Origin of the sequence: Aeromonas sp. R1-2 (assembly GCF_040908505.1) — a bacterium.
In the GTDB taxonomy this organism is placed as follows: domain Bacteria; phylum Pseudomonadota; class Gammaproteobacteria; order Enterobacterales; family Aeromonadaceae; genus Aeromonas; species Aeromonas veronii.
Genome location: NZ_JBFODU010000014.1, coordinates 227,890 through 246,942 on the forward strand (window position 1 = coordinate 227,890; position 19,053 = coordinate 246,942).

A 19,053-nucleotide genomic window follows, 5' to 3' on the forward strand; every position below is an offset into this window, starting at 1 on the left:
ACCTCAACCCACGCATAAACAAGAGGAGCCATTTCGGCTCCTCTTTTTAGTCAGCGGTCAGTGACTTGAAGGTGGCTTATACACCAGCCTTGGCCAGTGCCGCGGAAACAATCTGCTGGGCCTCCTGCTGGATGAGGTCGAGGTGCGCGTCGCCCTTGAAGCTCTCCATGTAGATCTTGTAGATGGACTCGGTGCCGGAGGGACGCGCCGCGAACCAGCCGTTTTCGGTCACCACCTTGAGGCCGCCGATGGCGGCATCGTTGCCCGGCGCCTTGGTCAGCTTGGCGATGATGGGCTCACCCGCCAGAGTGGAGGCTTCCACCAGCGCCGGATCCAGTTTGGAGAGCACCGCTTTCTGGGCGCTGTTGGCCGGGGCGTCGATACGGCGATAGCTGGAGCGGCCAAACTTGGCCTCCAGTGCGTCGTAATGAGCCTGCGGATCCTTGCCAGTCACCGCCAGAATTTCCGCTGCCAGCAGCGCCAAAATGAAACCATCCTTGTCGGTGGTCCAGACGGTGCCATCTTTGCGCAGGAAGGAGGCGCCTGCGCTCTCCTCACCACCAAAACCGAACTCGCCGCTGTAGAGGCCATCCACGAACCACTTGAAGCCGACCGGCACCTCTTTCAGAGTGCGGCCAATCTCGCCGGCAACCCGGTCGATCATGGAAGAGGAGACCAGCGTCTTGCCGACAGCCGCATCGGCAGACCAGCCGGTGCGATGGGTAAACAGATACTGGATCGCTACCGCCAGATAGTGGTTCGGGTTCATCAGGCCAGACTTGGTAACGATACCGTGACGATCGTAGTCAGGGTCGTTGCCAAGGGCGATGTCGAACTTGTCTTTGAGGGCAATCAGGCTCGCCATGGCGAACGGGCTGGAGCAATCCATCCGGATCTTGCCGTCTTTATCCAGGGTCATGAAGGAGAAGGTCGGATCGACCTTGTAGTTCACCACCTCGATGTTCAGACCATAGGTCTTGGCGATGAAGTCCCAGTAGGCGACACCGGAGCCGCCCAGCGGATCGACACCGATCTTGATGCCCGCGTTCTTGATGGCATCCATGTCCAGCACGTTTTTCAGGTCATCCACGTAAGGGGTGACATAGTCGTGCTCGACCACGAACGGGCTCTTGAGTGCATCGCTGAACGGCATCCGTTTCACACCGGCCAGACCCGCTTCCAAAATGGCGTTGGCACGGTCCTCCACCCACTTGGTGATCTCCCCTTCGGCAGGGCCACCGTGGGGCGGGTTGTACTTGAAGCCACCATCTTCCGGTGGGTTGTGGGACGGAGTGATCACCACGCCGTCGGCGCGCGCTGCAGGCTTGCTGGCCCCTTCTTTGCCAGAGTTGTAGCGCAGGATGGCGTGGGAGATGACCGGGGTCGGGGTGAAGCCGAGGCCAGCCTGAATGCGGGTTTCAACGCCGTTGGCCGCCAGCACTTCGACGGCGCTGGCAAAGGCGGATTCGGACAGGGCGTGGGTATCCATGCCGACAAACAGCGGGCCCGTGATGCCGGCCTGCTGGCGATACTCCACCAGCGCCTGGGTCACCGCCAGAATATGGGATTCGGTAAAGGCATTGTGCAGGGCGCTGCCACGGTGGCCGGAGGTACCGAAGGCCACCCGCTGCTCGGGGCGGCTCATGTCCGGCTTGTTGAGGTAGTAGGCACTGACCAGACGGGGGATGTTGGTCAGGTCGCTTAAACGGGCCGGCTGACCGGCGTGGGAATGCTGAGCCATGGCGTTTTCCTTGCGTAATGGCGGCCTTGGCGGGCAAGGCCTGAGTCTTGAAGAATCGTTAAATGGCGCCACACACCTGCGCGATCACCTCTTCGCCATAGCCCATGCTGGCCATCAGCTGGGCCACCATATTCTGCTTGCGGCTGGTGTTGGTGTTGGTGATCACCCAGAACGGGGTCTCCGGTACCGGCTTGGGCTTGGTGGTGCTACCGCTGGCACGCAGAGCCTCGGGATCCTGCGAGAAATAGACGCGCTTGCGCCCCTTGATTTCGGTGGCCTGGGTAAAGCCTTCCGGGTTATCCCGGTAGAGGGTACTCAGCACCAGCATAAAGCGGTTGATGGACTTCTCTTCCTTTTGCAGCTCACCTGAATCGAGCAGGGCTTGCAGCCCTTGCCGGGTGGCTACCGTACTGGGCTGCGCGACGGCAACGGGCTCGGCAACCGGCACACGTTGGTGAGCAGGCTGTTCCAGCAGACGGCGCAGGATATCGGAGGCACTCTCACCAATGTGCCGGGTCTGGCTGGCGATATAGAAGTAGAGATCGTCATCAAGCTCGATGGTTTTCATAGGGATGCGCTGGACTCGTCGAAATTCGGATGCGGCGATTATACATAGGCAAACCCGACAGCCCAAGCAAGGGGCTGGCAGATGTACATGAATCTCATCGAGAATACGGCATAATAGCGGGCCAAGTGTGTGATCAGCCGCACTGATAGCCGATCCGGACGGGATTTTTTAGAAAAAAAACCACATAAAATCCCAATCCATTGGACAAAATCCTTTTCTTTCCAGTGCGTTAAATAAAACAGCGATACGCACCCACGACCGACAAGGTGTCATTTTGCAACAAAACAGCATATTGAACTTCAAGGAGCAGGGTCAGGGCCCGGCGGTCATTCTGATCCACGGCCTGTTTGGCAGCCTCGACAACCTCGGCCTGCTGGCCCGTGCCCTCTGCGAGCACTATCGGGTGATCAGCGTCGATCTGCGCAACCACGGCGCCTCCTTTCATAGCAGCGAGATGAGCTATCCGGCCCAGGCAGCCGATATCCTGGCCCTGATGGAGCGGCTGGAGATTGCCGAAGCGACCCTGATTGGCCACTCGATGGGTGGCAAGGTGGCGATGCAGGTTGCCAAGCTGGCGCCAGAGCGGGTGACCAAACTGGTGGTGGCCGACATGGCGCCGGTCGCCTATCCCCACTCCCGCCACCAGAATGTGTTCGCCGGACTCAACGCCACACTGCGCACGCCGCCGCAAAGCCGCAGTGAAGCGGAAGCCATGCTGGCGCAGCATATCGACATCGCCGGGGTACGCCAGTTCCTGCTCAAATCCTTCGCCAAAGGTGAATATGGCTGGGGTTGGCGCTTCAATGTGCCCGCCCTTGAGCAAAACTACGCCAACATCATGGGCTGGCCAGAGGATGAGCATCGCTTCGAGGGGCCAGTGCTCTTTATCAAAGGCGGGAATTCTGACTATATGCAGCCCCAATACAGCGAGACTGCACTGGCCCAATTCCCGGCGGCAAAGGTGCGAGTCATCGCGGGTACCGGCCACTGGCTGCATGCGGAAAAACCGGCTCTGTTCAACAAATTGGTTGTGGATTTCCTGTCGACAGGCGGTTAACAGTTTCAAATCCTTTGTGATATAGTGCGCCCGTCATAAGGAGTGTGCGCAATCCATGCTAAGTGAACATATCGACCTGATCGAAAGTTTGGGCCTCAAGTTATTCTTTGTGGCCATTTTCATATTGATTGGCCTGGCCATTCAGGACGTGCTCAAGCGCGGCAACGTGCCCCGTTTCGGTCGTTTTATCGTCTGGTTGGTACTGTTTCTGGGTTGTGCGGGTTTTGTCGCCAAGGGGCTGATCGAACTGGGCTGGGAAGGCTCAGGACTCGGCTAACTTATTTTCATCTGTGATGTATGGCCAAACAGCAAACTGATCGAACAACACTGGATCTGTTCGCAAATGAGAAGCGCCCCGGCAGGCCAAAGACCAATCCACTCCCCCGCGAGACCCAGCTCAAGATCAACAAGCGTAACCAGCTTAAGCGCGATCGGGAAAATGGGCTGAAGCGGGTAGAGTTAAAGGTGGAGGCCGAGTTGCTGGAGCGCCTGAACCAACTTGCGTTACAACAGAACATCAGCCGAGCCGAGCTGATCCAATCTATCCTGAAACAACAGATTGAGTCCGCCTTTGCGGTGGACATTGCAGTCTGAGCGTTGAGCATTAACACCAAATACGGGTAACTAAACACTATGGCAAGTGTAGGTCTGTTTTTTGGCAGCGATACCGGTAACACCGAAGCTGTCGCCAAGATGATCCAGAAAGAGCTGGGCAAAAACCTGATTGAAGTCCGTGACATCGCCAAGAGCAGCAAGGCCGACATCGAGAGCTTTGATCTGCTGATGTTCGGCATCCCGACTTGGTACTACGGCGAAGCCCAGGCCGACTGGGACGACTTCTTCCCCGATCTGGGCGAAATCGACTTCACCAACAAGCTGGTCGCCATCTTCGGTTGCGGTGATCAGGAAGACTATTCCGAGTACTTCCTCGACGCCATGGGCACCCTGCGTGACATCGTCGAAGCCAAAGGCGCCATCATCATCGGTCACTGGCCGACTGCCGGCTACGAGTTCGAAGCCTCCAAGGCACTGGTCGATGACAAGCACTTTGTCGGTCTGGGTATCGATGAAGATCGCCAGCCGGAGCTGACTGCCGAGCGCGTCAAGGGCTGGTGCAAGCAGCTGCACGAAGAGATGTGCCTGGGCGAGCTGGAGTAATCCGCTTCCCCTCTTCTCTCTGACAACAAGGGCCCCGACGGGGCCCTTGTTGTATCTGCAAGTGGCGATGCTTGCCTTTATTCTCCCTTGTTATTCACCTCTGTGCTCCGGTTTGGCTCGCACATAGAGGGTGCGCTTGACCTGCGCCACCAGCTCGCCGCTCTTGTCCTGTACCGTGACCTCGAATTCGGGGAAGTGTTTGTTGCCACCTTCGGTCGCCGCCACGATTTCGGCCAGCTTGCCCTCGGTCAGGTTGAACTCGGCCACCAGCTTGCCCTTGCCCGGCTTGATGTAGTTGATGCTGCCCGCCTTGTCCCAGACGTAGTAGCGATTCTTGAAGTAGCCCATCAGCATCAGCGGATAGATGGGGTCCGTCATGGCAAACATGCTGCCGCCAAACTGGGTGCGGTTGGCGTTCTTGTTCCACCAGCGGGATTTCAGGGTCACCCGGCAGTAGCGAAAGTCATCGCTCAGGGTCTCTATCTTGATACCAGCGCCCCAGAAGGGGGGCCAGGCGTTGAGTGCGCGGCGCACCCAGGCCGCATTGTCAAAAAGCCAATCCATGGATCTCATCCGACCAGAATGTGAAAGTTACATCTTATCAACATCTGCCATGCCAGCAAGTCGGACGACACGATTGATTATTTCAATCCAACCGGCCATTTATGGCTAAACCCCTTGAATTGCTGGGTTTATTTTTAGGGAGGCTACGACCTATAATGACAGGCCAAGCGAGTTCAAGGTTGCCATTCCTGCGGCAGTCCATCAGAATAACCCCACCTTCGAGAATGCGAATAAGTAGAATATGGCAGACAACAACCAAGCGTTAAAAAAGGCCGGGCTCAAGATCACCTTGCCCCGGGTCAAAATCCTGGAAATCCTGCAACAGCCGGACTGCCAGCACACCAGCGCCGAAGATCTCTATAAACGACTGATCGACCTGGGTGAAGAGATTGGTCTCGCTACCGTCTATCGCGTTCTCAACCAGTTTGATGATGCCGGTATCGTTACCCGTCACCACTTCGAAGGTGGCAAGTCGGTATTCGAGCTGGCCACTCAGGAGCACCACGACCACTTGGTTTGCCTCGACTGCGGCAAGGTGATCGAGTTCTCCGATGAAGTGATCGAACAGCGTCAGCGCGAGATCGCCAAGAAATTCAATATCCGTCTCACCAATCACAGCCTCTACCTCTACGGTCACTGTGCTACTGGTGAGTGCAAGCACGACGAATAAGTCGGCCACGACTTGCAGATAACGGACAATAAAAAAGCCAGCTGATGCTGGCTTTTTTATTGTCCGGCGCAGGCCGCTGGCATCGCACAGGGCAGGGTCTCCCCTGCCCCATCGGCTTAGCCTTCGACTTTGCCCCAGGAGTCGCGCAGGGCAACGGTGCGGTTAAACACCAGATGCTCCGGGCTGGAGAGCTTGTTGTCGGCGCAGAAGTAACCTTCACGCTCGAACTGGTAAGCCTGCTCCGGCTGGGCGTTCTTCAGGGATGCCTCGACACGGGCACCCTCGATAATCACCAGGGATTCCGGATTCAGGGCGGCTTCGAAGTCATCCTCGGCGCCCGGGTTTGGCACCTTGAACAGACGGTCGTAGAGACGCACTTCCGCTGGCAGGGAGTGAGTGGCGCTGACCCAGTGGATCACCCCTTTCACCTTGCGGCCATCGGCCGGATCCTTGCCCAGAGTCTCGGGATCGTAGGAGCAGTAGATGCAGGTGACTTTGCCATCGGCATCTTTCTCGATGCGCTCGGCCTTGATCACATAGGCATTGCGCAGACGCACTTCCTTGCCCAGCACCAGACGCTTGAACTGCTTGTTCGCCTCTTCTTTGAAGTCCGCTTCATCGATGAAGATTTCGCGGGTGAAGTTCAGCTCGCGAGTACCCATCTCGGCATTGCTCGGGTGGGCCGGGGCAGTCAGCACTTCGTCGGCAGCCAGGTTCTCGATGACCACTTTCACCGGATGCAGCACGGCCATGGCGCGCGGCGCATGCTCGTTGAGGTCTTCGCGGATGCAGGCTTCCAGCATGCTCATCTCGACAATGTTGTCCTGCTTGGTGACGCCGATGCGCTTGCAGAACTCGCGGATGGAGGCCGGGGTGTAACCACGACGACGCAGACCGGAGACGGTCAGCATGCGCGGGTCATCCCAACCATCGACGTGTTTCTCGGTCACCAGCAGGTTCAGCTTGCGCTTGGACATGACGGTGTATTCGAGGTTCAGACGAGAGAACTCGTACTGACGGGGGTGGCAGTCGATGGTGATGTTGTCCAGCACCCAGTCGTACAGACGACGGTTGTCCTGGAACTCCAGGGTACAGATGGAGTGGGTGATCCCTTCCAGCGCGTCCGAGATGCAGTGGGTGAAGTCATACATCGGGTAGATGCACCACTTGTCACCGGTCTGGTGGTGGTGGGCAAACTTGATACGGTAAATAACCGGATCACGCATCACCATGAAGGGGGATGCCATGTCAATCTTGGCGCGCAGGCAGGCGGTGCCTTCGGCGAACTCGCCGTTCTTCATCTTGGCAAACAGCGCCAGGTTCTCTTCCACGCTGCGATCGCGGAACGGGCTGTTCTTGCCAGCTTCAGTCAGGGTGCCACGGTACTCACGCATCTGCTCGGGCGTCAGCTCGTCCACATAGGCCAGACCCTTTTTAATCAGCTCGATGGCGTAGCCGTGCAGCTTGTCGAAATAGTCGGAGGAATAGCAGATCTCGCCGTTCCACTGGAAGCCGAGCCACTGTACATCCTGCTTGATGGACTCTACGTACTCGATATCTTCCTTCACCGGGTTGGTGTCATCGAAACGCAGGTTGCACTGGCCCTGATAGTCGCGGGCGATGCCGAAGTTCAGGCAGATGGATTTGGCGTGGCCGATATGGAGATAACCGTTCGGCTCGGGCGGAAAACGGGTATGCACGCTGCTGTGCTTACCGCTGGCCAGATCTTCATCAATGATCTGACGAATAAAGTTAGTTGGGCTGTTCGCCTGACTCATGGCTCACCTCAAAAAAGCGTCACTGGCGGAAGTTGTGCCGGCTGGCACCCTCATCCCCCCGCCGTCAAGCCGGGTATGATCCCTTATTACGGGCGCTGTCTCAACCTGAATTTGGCACTTCCGGGCCATTTCCCGGCCATTGCACCGCTAAAAACGGCGTGGCTTGGCACATTGCACACCAAATGCATAAAAAAGCCCCGCACTGGGCGGGGCTGAAAGTGATGAAAAACACAAAACAGACAATTACACACAACAAAGGCTCACACGCACAGTCAACCTTTCCCAAACCCGATGCGCCATCGCCCTTGGGAAAGGCGGGTCTTGCGACCCACCTCATGTTAACGGTTGACTGCTATCAGTTCAGTTCGGTGACGCGGCTGGTGCGCTTGCCATCGAAGCTGGTGGTACGCAGGTAGACCTTGCCATTCACACTCGGCTTGGCCGCGGCGTCATAGGCACTCCAGTTGGTACCGTCCAGGCTGTACTGGATGGGCAGACCCGGCAGATCCACGTTCGCCTCCAACACACCATTCACTACCTTGGCGCCCGGTACGGAGAGGCGGTATTCAACACCGGCCTGATCCAGTTTCGGCAGCACGCGCTGACCCAGTACGTTGGCAAACTGGTTCCACTCTTTGTTGAGGGTGGCCTTGTTAACGAACTTGGTCTCGCCGGAGAACTCGCGGTTCTTCACGTAATCCAGCTCGAAGCCACCTTTGTGCCAGGCACGCTCGGCCACGGAGAAGATACGCGGGTAGACCATGTACTCATACTGAGCATCGGTACGCACAGTTTCACTCCACTGCTGACCGGAGATCCCCTTGAACTTGACAGGATCCTGGTCACCCTTGGCCACGAAGGCGTTGCCGTCGCGGTCAACCGAGGTCTCGGCGTTCTGTGGCAGGTTTTCCGGGGCGAAGGCAAACACCTTGCGAGTGTCGTTGAAACGGGTAGCCCAGTAGTAGCCACGCTCGGCCGGGTGTACTTCGTTCGGGAAGTCGAAGTAGAGGTAATCCGGGTTGGACAGCACCACTTGGTAACCCTTGTGGGCCCACTTCATCGCTTCGTTGAAGCCACCCCAGTAGAGGGTTTCCCAGAAGTTGACACGGGTGTTGTCGGTGGCGAAGTCCTTGGCACCGCTGGCGTACTTCAGACCATCTTCCCACGCCTGCAGGGTAGAGAAGCCGCGGTCTTTGACCATCTGGCCCACTTCCTTGGCGAAGTAAACCGGCAGCTCGCCCACTTCCTTGATCTTGCCTTCGTCGATCATCTTCTGGCACATCGGGGACTTGCCAAACGGCTTGTCCTGCTTGCTGGAGTCGACGTTGCCTTTCCAGGCGACCAGCTCTTCTTTCTTGGTGACGGCCGGATCCTGATAGCCACCGCCCTGCATGATGTTCTTCGCCTCATCACCACCGTAGTGCCATGCGGTCAGCGGCTGACCGGCGGCCTGATGCATCTGGGCAACTTCATCCATTACCTTGGCCACGAAGGTGGCAGCACCCGGCTGGCAAGGGTTGATGAAGGACATCTTGTCGTAGAACTGGACCGAGGTGACGTTGGAGGTGTCAGCCGGATCAGTCAGACGGAACTGGTTGGCTTCCGCTTCTTTGCCTTCCGCCATCAGACGCTTGTAGCGCGCTTCCATGGAGACCACGGCAGCACGGGCGTGAGCCGGCATGTTGATCTCGGGGATCACGGTCACACCGCGGGCCTTGGCATAACGCACCAGATCCACGTAGTCAGACTTGCTGTAGAAACCGGAACCCTGGTTGTCGCTGGTCGGGCCGGAACCCAGTTGCGGCATCAGGCACTTGGTTTCGGACTCGTCGTGGCAACGCTGGCTACCGACCTGGGTCAGCTCCGGCAGACCCGGGATCTCCAGACGCCAGCCTTCATCGTTGGTCAGGCCAAGGTGCAGCACGTTGAGCTTCATGGCAGACATCTGGTCAACCAGCTTCTTCATGGTATCCAGACTGCGGAAGTGGCGGGCCACGTCGGTCTGCATGCCACGGTATTCAAAGCGCGGCGCATCCTCGACGGTCATCGGGCTCACCAGCTTGTCATCAACACCCAGCAGGGAGATCAGGGATTGTGCACCCCAGAATGCTCCGTCGATGTCGCGACCCTGGATCACTGTGCCCTTCTGACCGATGGTCATGTCATAGCCTTCAGCCTGCTTGAGCTTGCTGCCGAGCTTGATGGTCACCGGGTAGCCGGTGTCGGAGAGGGTAACACCCAGCTTGGTCAGTTGAGCCTTCAGGGCCTCGGCGCGATCGCTCGGCAGATCCAGGGCATTGAGTTTGATGGTAGAGAAGTCAACCTGCGGGCCAGCTTTGACTACCTGCTTCATCGGGGTCGGCAGGATCTGGTTGTCAATCTTGCCAGCCGGCAGCAGGGTGCTGGTCTGGTTGGCCGCGAAACGGGTCTCGCTGTTCATCAGGATGTTCTTATCATCCTTGGTACGCTTCCAGCCATCAGCCGGCATCGGCTTCTCGTAGGTGCTGGCATCATTGATGTTGCTCATGCTGGCCAGTACTTTCGGCTCGGCACCTTCGCTGGCGACATACCAGTTCGGCATGATGTCAGATTCGAACAGTACCCAGTATTCCACCACCAGCGGCACTTCGACCGTGGCATCCTTGGCAAAGCCCTGGAACTTCTCGGTTGGCGTCAAACGATAGAGATCGCCGGTCAGGTGAGTGATGGTGAACTGGTCGTTATCCACACGCTGGATACGACGGATGGAGGAGACGTAGATGCTCCAGTCTTTGGAGGTCACGTCCGCACCGGTATTGGTCAGGTGCAGCTTGGCAACGCCACAGCTCGCCCACTCGGAACCGAGCGCCTGGCAATCGAGACCGGCACCGGCACCGTCGTTGGTGACCACTTCATACTTGACCACCAGGTTGTTGGCGAGGGAGTCGACCACGGCCTGCTTGGCGGCATCGGCTGCCTGGACCTGGCTGACAAAAACGGTAGACATGGCAATGGCTAACAGAGAATGTTTCAAGTTCATAACTGCTGCTCTCATTTGAAGTAAAGGTTGGATTTTCTTGGCTTTTTTATATGGGGCCCCTGAGCGGGGCCCTTAGTTATGTCAACAATGGACTTAGACTTGAGGTGAGCGAGTCGCTCGATTAACGCAGGGCTTTCATCTCACCGGCGATGATTTCGGCCAATGGGCCCAGAATCACCTGCAGGTTCTGCTCACCAAGTTTTACCACACCGGCCGCACCCAGGGCTTTCAGCTTGCGCTCATCGACGATGCTGCGGTCTTTCAGAGTCAGACGCAGACGGGTGATGCAGGCATCGATGGAGACCAGGTTCTCTTGACCACCCAGCACTTCCAGGTATTGCTTGGCCAGCTCGGTACGGTTGGTAGATTGAGCGGCAGCCGGAGCAGTATCTTCGTCATCTTCACGACCCGGGGTTTTCAGGTTCAGCTTGGCAATCACTACGCGGAACACGGTGTAGTAGAGGCCGAAGAAGACCAGACCCTGAGGGATCAGCATGTACCAGTTGGTCGCCAGCGGGTTACGGCTGGAGAGCACCATATCCACCAGACCGGCACTGAAACCGAAACCGGCCATCCACTGCATGGAGGCAGCGATGAACACGGAGATACCGGTCAGTACGGCGTGGATGACATACAGTACCGGCGCCACGAACATGAAGGAGAACTCGAGCGGCTCGGTTACACCGGTGAAGAAGGAGGCAAAGGCAGCTGCGATCATGATGGAAGCAACTTTCTCTTTGTTCTCTTTCTTGGCGGAGTGGTAGATGGCCAGAGCGGCACCCGGCAGACCGAACATCATGATGGGGAAGAAGCCAGCCTGGTACATACCGACCACGCCTTTCACCTGCTCCAGGCTCTTGCCAGCGGCCAGAGCGGCATCGATGGTAGCCTGACCACCCAGGAAGTTCGGGATGTCGTTGATACCGGCCACGTTGAACCAGAACACGGAGTTCAGGGCGTGGTGCAGACCGATCGGGATCAGCAGACGGTTGAAGAAGGCGTAGATACCGGCACCGGTAGAGCCCAGGCTCACGATGGACTCACCGAAGGAGACCAGACCACCGTAGATTGCCGGCCATACGGCCATCAGGATGAAAGATACGACGATCATCACTACGGAGGTTACGATCGGTACCAGACGACGACCGGAGAAGAAGGAGAGTGCCTTGTGCAGCTCGACGCTGCTGAAGCGGTTGTACAGCTCAGCGGCGATAACACCACACAGGATACCCACGAACTGGTTGCTGATCTTGGCAAACGCGGCAGGAACCTGCTCCACCGGGATGCTCTTGATCTGGGCCACAGCGCCCGGGCTCAGCAGGGTGGTAACGACCAGGAAGCCGACCAGACCTGCCAGGGCAGCAGAACCGTCTTTATCCTTGGACATACCGTAGGCGACACCGACTGCGAACAGTACGGACATGTTATCGATAATGGCTGCGCCCGCTTTAATCAGGAAGGCAGCCAGCGCACTGTCACCACCCCAACCATTCGGGTCAATCCAGTAGCCAACCCCCATCAGGATCGCGGCGGCAGGCAATACCGCTACCGGCACCATCAGGGCACGGCCGATCTTTTGCAAATAACCGAGAATGTTCACGGTTCCTCTCCTTAGTTAATGTTTTTCTAGAAATTAAGTGCTTATCACGTTTGACGCATAAGCCATCAAGGCTTGATTGGCAGTCTAGGGCTTTTATTTCGCTGCGCAAATTAATAAACCGATAATCGTGATCGTTATCACCCAAACAAGATAAAGGTGGTGGATAGATGTGGCTTAGTTCGCAATCTTTATTTACGCTATAAAACAACTTGAATCCGTCTTAGCCAATTGCCACCGCCAAACCGGTCGCAACCCGACACAGAGGTATCCCATATGCGCCTGATCCCGTTGAAATCTGCCAGCCAAGTAGGCCTGTGGTCTGCTCGTTACATCGTTGACCGCATCAACGCGTTCAAGCCGACCAGCGATCGCCCTTTCGTACTGGGCCTGCCCACCGGTGGCACCCCGCTCAACACCTACAAGCGCCTGATCGAGTTGCACAAAGCCGGTGAAGTGAGCTTCCAGAACGTGGTCACCTTCAACATGGACGAGTACGTCGGCCTGCCGGAAGATCACCCGGAGAGCTACCACAGCTTCATGCACAACAACTTCTTCAGCCACATCGACATTCGTCCCGAGAACATCAACATCCTCAACGGCAATGCCGAGGATCTGGTGGCCGAGTGCAAGCGCTATGAAGACAAGATCAAGTCCTACGGCAAGATCCACCTGTTCATGGGTGGCGTGGGTAACGACGGCCACATCGCATTCAACGAGCCGGCTTCTTCCCTCTCCTCCCGCACCCGGGTCAAGACCCTGACCGAAGATACCCGCATCGCCAACTCCCGCTTCTTCGGTGGCGACATGGAGCAGGTGCCCAAACTGGCCCTGACCGTGGGTGTCGGCACCCTGATGGATGCGGAAGAGATCATGATCCTGGTCACCGGTCACGGCAAGGCACTGGCCCTGCAGGCCGCCGTGGAAGGCAGCGTCAACCACATGTGGACCATCTCCACCCTGCAACTGCATCCGAAGGGAATGATGGTGTGCGACGAGCCCTCCACCATGGAGCTCAAGGTCAAGACCGTTCGCTACTTCCAGCAACTGGAAGCCGCCAACATCGGCCGTCTGTAAGGAGTCGTCATGTACGCATTGACCAACTGCACCCTCTACACCGGCAGCTGCGTGCTGACCGGCTACGGGGTGCTTATCGAGGGCGACAAGATTGTCGCCATCTCTCACCTGGCCGAACTGCCTGCGGGCATCGAGCAGATTGACCTCAAAGGCGCCAACCTGACCGCCGGTTTTATCGATGTGCAGCTCAACGGCTGTGGCGGGGTGATGTTCAACACCGACATCACGGTCGAAACCCTGGCAACCATGCAGGCGGCCAACCTCAAATCCGGTACCACCAGCTTCCTGCCGACCCTGATCACCAGTCCGGATGCCGACATGAAGCAGGCCGTTGCGGTGACCCGTGACTACATGGCTGCCAACCCCAACGAGGTGCTGGGCGTCCATCTGGAAGGGCCTTACACCAACCTCAAGCGCAAGGGGATTCACCCTGCCGCGCAAATTCGCCAGCCAGCAGACGAGATGATCGACTTCTTCTGTGCCAACGCGGATGCCATCACCAAAATCACCCTGGCTCCGGAGCGCAACGAGCCGGCCCATATCCGCCGTCTGGTGGAAGCGGGCATTCTGGTCTCGGCCGGTCACACTGCCGCCAGTTACGATCAGGCGATGGCCGGGTTCGATAACGGTATTCGCTTTGCGACCCACCTCTACAACGCCATGACTCCGACCCTCAACGGTCGCGAGCCGGGCGTCGTGGGCGCCATCTACGATCGCAAAGATGTCTATGCGGGCATCATCGTCGATGGCCACCATGTGCACTGGGCCAACGTGCGTCTGGCTCACAAGGCGCTGGGGGAGCGACTGGTGCTGGTCACCGATGCCACCGCGGCAGCCGGTGCACCGGAAGGCTTTGAGAAATTTGATTTTTGTGGCACCACCGTCTTTTTACGCGATGGTCAGTGTGTCGACGAGAATGGTACACTCGGCGGTTCCTCCCTCACCATGATTGAGGGGGTGGAAAATCTGGTCAAGCAGGTCGGATTACCGCTCGATGAAGCACTGAGAATGGCCAGCCTCTACCCCGCTCGCGCCATTGGATGGGACTCACGTCTCGGTAGTATCCAGGTCGGTAAAGTAGCCAACCTCACTGTCTTCGATCAGGACTTCACGGTCCGTGGGACCGTGGTTAACGGACACTACACACAACAGTGACATCATGACTGGCGGACAAATAGCAAACGTAGATCTTATCAAGCAGGTCAACAGTGCAGCCGTGTATCGGCTCATCGACCTGCAAGGCCCCATCTCCCGGGTCAAGATTGCCGAGTTGAGTCAGCTGGCCCCGGCCAGCGTGACCAAAATAACCCGGCAACTGATCGAGCATGGCCTGATCAAGGAGACCTCTCCGCAAGCCTCAACCGGCGGGCGGCGTGCCATCTCCCTGACCACCATCAAACATCGCTTTCAGTTTGTCTCTGCCAAGCTGGGCCGCGGCTACCTGCAACTGAGTCTCTATGACCTCGATGGCAAGGAGCTCGACCAGCACGTCATTCAGGTGACCGAGATCGACCAGCAACCCGTGGTCGACATGCTGCTGCGGGAGATTGGCGCCTTTATCGATGCCAACCGCGAACGTTGTCGCAACCTCATCAGCATCGCGCTGACCATGCCGGGTCTGGTCAACCCGGAATCCGGTATGGTCATCTACACCCCCAAGTACCAGATCCGTAATCTGGGGTTGGCGAAGCTGCTTGAGAACCACTTCAACCTCCCCTGCTACGTGGGCAACGACACCCGCTCGCTGGCGCTGGCCGAACACTTCTTCGGCGAGTCCCGCGACTGCATGGACTCCATTCTGGTGAGTGTTCACCAGGGGACAGGCTCCGGGATCATAACCAAGGGTCAGGTGTTCCTCGGTCAGAACCGCAACGTCGGCGAGATCGGCCATATCCAGGTCGAGCCGCTCGGCAAGCGCTGTCACTGCGGCAACTTCGGCTGCCTCGAGACCATCGCCTCCAACGAAGCGATCATCGACAAAGTGAAGGAGCTCATCAGCCGAGGTCACCAGAGCGCGCTGCAGGAGAAGCACATCACCATTCAGGAGGTGTGCAAGGCGGCGCTGGCGGGGGACGAACTGGCCCGCAGCGTGATCGAGAACGTGGGTGAGCATCTGGGACGGGCGGTGGCTATTACGGTCAACCTGTTCAACCCGCAAAAGGTGCTGATCGCCGGCGAAATCACCGCCGCCGAAGAGATCCTCTTCCCGGCCATCCGTCGCTGTGTCGAGCATCAATCCCTGCCGAGCTTCCACCGTGGCCTGCCCATCGTGAAAGCCCGCTTCCAGAACCAGCCGACCTATGGCGGCTTTGCGCTGGTCAAGCGCGCCCTGCTGGAAGGGGATCTGCTGCAGATCATCATGGAGCAGAAGTAAGGCACTGACCTTGCGAGATAACAAAACGGCAGCCACTGGCTGCCGTTTTCTATTGTGTGCTTGCTAGCGGTTTAACCCGCCCGACATGGCTTGAACAGATCCAGCTTGTTGTCGTAAACACGGGTCTGCACATCCATGATCCCCAGCATGGAGTGAAAGAGGTTGTCATGGGAGAAGCGCTGGCTGCTCGCCTCCGCTGCCAGGCAACCCATATCCAGCTGGCGATCGGCCTGCAACTGAGGCGAGAACCAGGTCAGCAGCGGCACCCGGGTCTGATCATCCGGCGCGAACTTGTATGGCGTACCGTGCAGATAGAGTCCCATGGCCCCCAGGGATTCGCCGTGATCGGAGAGATAGACCAGTCCCACATCGTACTGGCTCTCCAGTGACTTGAGCTTGTCTATCAGCAGCCCCACCACCTTGTCGGTGTAGCGGATGGTGTTGTCATAGGTGTTGACCAGCTCCTCGTTGCTGCAGTTTTCAATGTCGCTGCGCGGGCAATCCGGCATAAAGACGCGCTCGCTGGCAGGGTAACGACGGAAATAGGTCGGGCCATGGCTGCCCATCAGGTGAAAGGCCACCAGCTTGTTGCCCTTCATGCCGGCAATCTGCTGATCCAGCCCCTCCAGCAGCACCTCGTCATAACAAGACTCCCCCTGACAGAGCGCAGGATAGGATTTGGGGAGGATCTCGATGGTCGGCACATTGCGGCACACCCCTTTGCAGCCGCCATCGTTCTCTTTCCACAACACCGAGACCCCGGCATGTTGCAGCACATCGAGCAGACCGTCACGGGAGCTGGCAAGCTGGTCATCGTAACCACGGCGCGTGAGGTTGGAGAACATGCAGGGCACCGAAACGGCTGTTGCTGTACCGCAGGAGCGCACATCCCTGAACGACACCACTCCCTGCTCTTTGGCCGTGAAGCTGTTGGTTGCCTTGCCATACCCGTTAAGGGAGTAGTTCTGGCTGCGCGCCGTCTCCCCCACCACCAGGAACATCAAAGTCGGCTTGCTTCCCCGGGCCACCACCCTGGCATCGGTCCCCAACTGCTGGTAGGGGATCTGCGTGGCAAACAGCACATCCCGCCCATATTTGTAGAGGCCGTGCACATAGTTGGCAGGCACAATCTCTTTGGCCAGAGACTTGTTGTTGCGCCCGACCGAGGCGTAATCCTGATAGTAAAGTGCCGCGACGCCCCCGATAAACAGCAGAGAGATAGCCAATACACCTGCCCGCAACGCCAACCCCTGATACCAGCGAGCCGGATAGCGGATCCGCAGTGACCAGAGCACCAGGACAGGCAGCAGCCCGGTCAGCAGAAACCAGAGCGCAACCGAGCCATTCAAATAGGCCCCCGCCTCACCACTGTTGGTCTCCACTATGTTCTGGATCATGCCTGCATCAAAGATGACGCCGTATTTGAGCATGGCGTAGCTGACGATGGAGCCAGTCAGAATAAGCACGGTAAAAAAGGGCTTGAGCACAAACCGGAACGTGAAGGGAATAAACACGGCATTGAGCGCCGCGATCAGCACCAGCGGGATCGAGATGGCAAATCCGACTTTGACATGGGTCAGGGCGCTGAGCACCGTATAGAAATGCATAAAGATTGGCCAGTTCAGTACCAGGGCGAAAAAGAGCACCAGCAACAGATTGGTCTGCAGTACACCGAGAGTTACACGCATAAACAACTCCTACATACCGGCCTGCAGTGCAGCGGGCCGGCCAAGCCAACAAAAACGACGGGGCCAGCGTAGGAAGTAAAACTTAAGCGCGAATTAAGAGGAGCAGCACGGCGCTCGTGCGCCCCATCACAGCACGGGGTGCTCCGCAGCCCCGAAATGGATTTTTAGTTGTCTATCCATCGGATTTTGCTAGCTTGTTGAGTAGGCATTCACGAAATGCAGGTTAACCGATGGCACTGATCCAAGCCTCGATAGAGCAATTGAGAGTAGGCCACTATATCCATCTCCCCACGGGATGGACCAACCACCCGTTTATGTTCAATACCTTCAAGATCAAGGACCAGCAGCAACTCGACATTCTCCGTCATCTTGATCTCACCCTGCTGATGGTCGACCCCGACAAGAGCGATCTGCCCATCGAGCCGCTGCTGCGCGGCGATATCCCGGATGCCGGGCCTGATCTTGATGAACTGGAAGAGCTGATTGCCTCGGGCCCGCCCCCCTTTGACGAGAAAGCCTTTCGCCGCTCCATGCGCGCCGCCGACAAAGCCTTTGGCCAATCCATGAGCGAGCTGCGCGATGCACTCGGGGCACTCAACCTCAAACCGGATGAGGGACTGGCCAATACAGCCCAGATCGTTCGTAATGCCGCCTTCACCCTCAGTCAGCATGAAGGGCCTCTCGGGCTCCACCTTATTCGCAGCCCCCACACCGATATCCTGCTGCAACACAGCCTCAATGTGGCTTTTATTGCCATGCTGATGGCGCGCGAGCTGGGGATGAATCCCATCGAACTGGAAGAGACGGGGCTTGCGGGACTTATCCACGATATCGGTGAACTGAAGATCCCTAGCCAGATCACCCAAAAACGCGGGGATCTCAGCAAGGCCGAGCAGAACTTTCTCAACATGCACCCGCAATACGGACTCGACATGCTGACCCAGCTCAATGCCTTCGAGCCCAAGATCCGTCAGGTGGCACATCTGCATCATGAACGGCTCGACGGCAGCGGCTATCCGCTGGGGATCAAGGGAGGGGAGATACCACCGCTGGCACGTCTGATTGGACTGGTGGACTTTTATGACGAGCTGCTGCATCCGCGCAGCAGCGCCAATCCGGCGGCGCCCAGCCAAGCCATCAGCCAGCTCTACAAACTTTCCCAGAAGAAGTTCGATCAGACGCTGGTCAAGCTGCTGGTCAAGGTGCTGGGGGTTTATCCACCGGGATCGCTGGTGAAACTCTCGGACGAGAGCATCGCGCTGGTGCTCTCTACCGAACCTACCATGCCCCTCAAGCCGAAGATCCTGCCCTATATCAAGGCCCAGCGGCCGGAAGCCGTCGCCATGATCGATCTGCGGGAAGATGAACGCACCATCACTGCTTTTATCAAACAGGAAGAGCTCGATGAGGGACAACGGCAGTTCTTCAACCTGACCCGCCGCTTCTGCTACTACTTTGCATTCTGAGTTATCCCCAGAAGCTGGGGATAACTCATTGGACAAACCGGAATAATTGCTCAAACCCCCATCAGAAGGTTGTCAACTGACCATGTATAAAAAACGCCCAGCCAAGGGGCCGGGCGGAGCATGCCACCTCCGTGTGGCGTATCCAGCGGATACATTCATGCTCCATCCATCAATATCAACCCGCTGCCGCTTACACAAATATCAATTTAACATGCTGATTTAATATGGTTTTATCCACTTGTTCTGGCAAACTGACGGCCCGTTGCGCCCAGTTGGGCCAACAGAACAAGATCCTG

Annotated in this window: 16 protein-coding genes; 9 read left to right on the forward strand and 7 right to left on the reverse strand. The window is 57.6% G+C overall.

The window, feature by feature from the left end:
- Window positions 1–76 precede the first annotated feature (76 nt).
- Window positions 77–1,741: a phosphoglucomutase (alpha-D-glucose-1,6-bisphosphate-dependent) gene (gene pgm / locus AB5Y76_RS05915; protein WP_263717621.1), complete on the reverse strand. Its 1,665-nt coding sequence runs from the start codon at window positions 1,739–1,741 to the stop codon at window positions 77–79.
- Between the two features lie 58 nt (window positions 1,742–1,799).
- On the reverse strand, window positions 1,800–2,309 hold the full coding sequence (seqA, locus tag AB5Y76_RS05920) for a replication initiation negative regulator SeqA (protein WP_005359410.1): 510 nt from the start codon (window positions 2,307–2,309) through the stop codon (window positions 1,800–1,802).
- Between the two features lie 274 nt (window positions 2,310–2,583).
- On the opposite strand from seqA, the gene AB5Y76_RS05925 reads away from it, so the two are divergent.
- From AB5Y76_RS05925 to fldA, 4 genes are read left to right on the forward strand one after another with little or no spacing between them, the layout of a single operon-like run.
- Entirely contained in the window at window positions 2,584–3,366 is a 783-nt protein-coding gene (locus tag AB5Y76_RS05925; protein ID WP_263717620.1) for an alpha/beta fold hydrolase, read from the forward strand.
- 55 nt (window positions 3,367–3,421) lie between these two features.
- The gene (locus AB5Y76_RS05930; protein ID WP_005334296.1) at window positions 3,422–3,643 is read left to right on the forward strand and encodes a DUF2788 domain-containing protein; all 222 of its coding nucleotides are present in this window, start codon (window positions 3,422–3,424) and stop codon (window positions 3,641–3,643) included.
- Window positions 3,644–3,663: 20 nt separating this feature from the next.
- Window positions 3,664–3,960, forward strand: coding sequence for a LexA regulated protein (gene ybfE / locus AB5Y76_RS05935; protein ID WP_005334297.1), 297 nt, complete (start codon window positions 3,664–3,666; stop codon window positions 3,958–3,960).
- A gap of 39 nt (window positions 3,961–3,999) precedes the next feature.
- A complete protein-coding gene (gene fldA / locus AB5Y76_RS05940) occupies window positions 4,000–4,524 on the forward strand; it encodes a flavodoxin FldA (protein ID WP_005334298.1) in 525 nt (174 codons plus the stop codon).
- A 90-nt stretch (window positions 4,525–4,614) separates the two neighbouring features.
- On the opposite strand, the gene AB5Y76_RS05945 is transcribed toward fldA, so the two are convergent.
- On the reverse strand, window positions 4,615–5,088 hold the full coding sequence (locus tag AB5Y76_RS05945; RefSeq protein ID WP_005334300.1) for a DUF4442 domain-containing protein: 474 nt from the start codon (window positions 5,086–5,088) through the stop codon (window positions 4,615–4,617).
- Window positions 5,089–5,329: 241 nt separating this feature from the next.
- Between AB5Y76_RS05945 and fur the strand changes: the two genes are divergently transcribed.
- Window positions 5,330–5,758, forward strand: coding sequence for a ferric iron uptake transcriptional regulator (gene fur / locus AB5Y76_RS05950; RefSeq protein ID WP_005334301.1), 429 nt, complete (start codon window positions 5,330–5,332; stop codon window positions 5,756–5,758).
- A 116-nt stretch (window positions 5,759–5,874) separates the two neighbouring features.
- On the opposite strand, the gene glnS is transcribed toward fur, so the two are convergent.
- The 3 genes from glnS to nagE all read right to left on the reverse strand — a co-directional run bounded on the left by glnS (window position 5,875) and on the right by nagE (window position 12,155).
- Window positions 5,875–7,536: a glutamine--tRNA ligase gene (gene glnS, locus AB5Y76_RS05955; protein ID WP_236370224.1), complete on the reverse strand. Its 1,662-nt coding sequence runs from the start codon at window positions 7,534–7,536 to the stop codon at window positions 5,875–5,877.
- Between the two features lie 355 nt (window positions 7,537–7,891).
- Window positions 7,892–10,555 (reverse strand): beta-N-acetylhexosaminidase, encoded by a 2,664-nt coding sequence (locus AB5Y76_RS05960; protein WP_042055544.1) that lies wholly within the window; start codon window positions 10,553–10,555, stop codon window positions 7,892–7,894.
- 121 nt (window positions 10,556–10,676) lie between these two features.
- Window positions 10,677–12,155, reverse strand: a complete 1,479-nt coding sequence (nagE, locus tag AB5Y76_RS05965; RefSeq protein WP_021231106.1) for an N-acetylglucosamine-specific PTS transporter subunit IIBC — start codon at window positions 12,153–12,155, stop codon at window positions 10,677–10,679.
- A gap of 273 nt (window positions 12,156–12,428) precedes the next feature.
- Between nagE and nagB the strand changes: the two genes are divergently transcribed.
- The 3 genes from nagB to AB5Y76_RS05980 are packed head-to-tail and all read left to right on the forward strand — an operon-like array spanning window position 12,429 to window position 15,603.
- A complete protein-coding gene (nagB, locus tag AB5Y76_RS05970; RefSeq protein ID WP_005334308.1) occupies window positions 12,429–13,229 on the forward strand; it encodes a glucosamine-6-phosphate deaminase in 801 nt (266 codons plus the stop codon).
- Between the two features lie 9 nt (window positions 13,230–13,238).
- Complete coding sequence (nagA, locus tag AB5Y76_RS05975) at window positions 13,239–14,384, forward strand: N-acetylglucosamine-6-phosphate deacetylase (RefSeq protein WP_040066105.1); 1,146 nt, start codon at window positions 13,239–13,241, stop codon at window positions 14,382–14,384.
- A 4-nt stretch (window positions 14,385–14,388) separates the two neighbouring features.
- Complete coding sequence (locus AB5Y76_RS05980) at window positions 14,389–15,603, forward strand: ROK family protein (protein WP_005334312.1); 1,215 nt, start codon at window positions 14,389–14,391, stop codon at window positions 15,601–15,603.
- A 71-nt stretch (window positions 15,604–15,674) separates the two neighbouring features.
- Here AB5Y76_RS05980 and AB5Y76_RS05985 read toward each other — a convergent pair whose 3' ends face one another.
- The gene (locus tag AB5Y76_RS05985) at window positions 15,675–17,291 is read right to left on the reverse strand and encodes a phosphoethanolamine transferase (RefSeq protein ID WP_263717619.1); all 1,617 of its coding nucleotides are present in this window, start codon (window positions 17,289–17,291) and stop codon (window positions 15,675–15,677) included.
- 230 nt (window positions 17,292–17,521) lie between these two features.
- On the opposite strand from AB5Y76_RS05985, the gene AB5Y76_RS05990 reads away from it, so the two are divergent.
- A complete protein-coding gene (locus tag AB5Y76_RS05990; protein ID WP_263717618.1) occupies window positions 17,522–18,757 on the forward strand; it encodes an HD-GYP domain-containing protein in 1,236 nt (411 codons plus the stop codon).
- The last annotated feature ends 296 nt before the right edge of the window (window positions 18,758–19,053 follow it).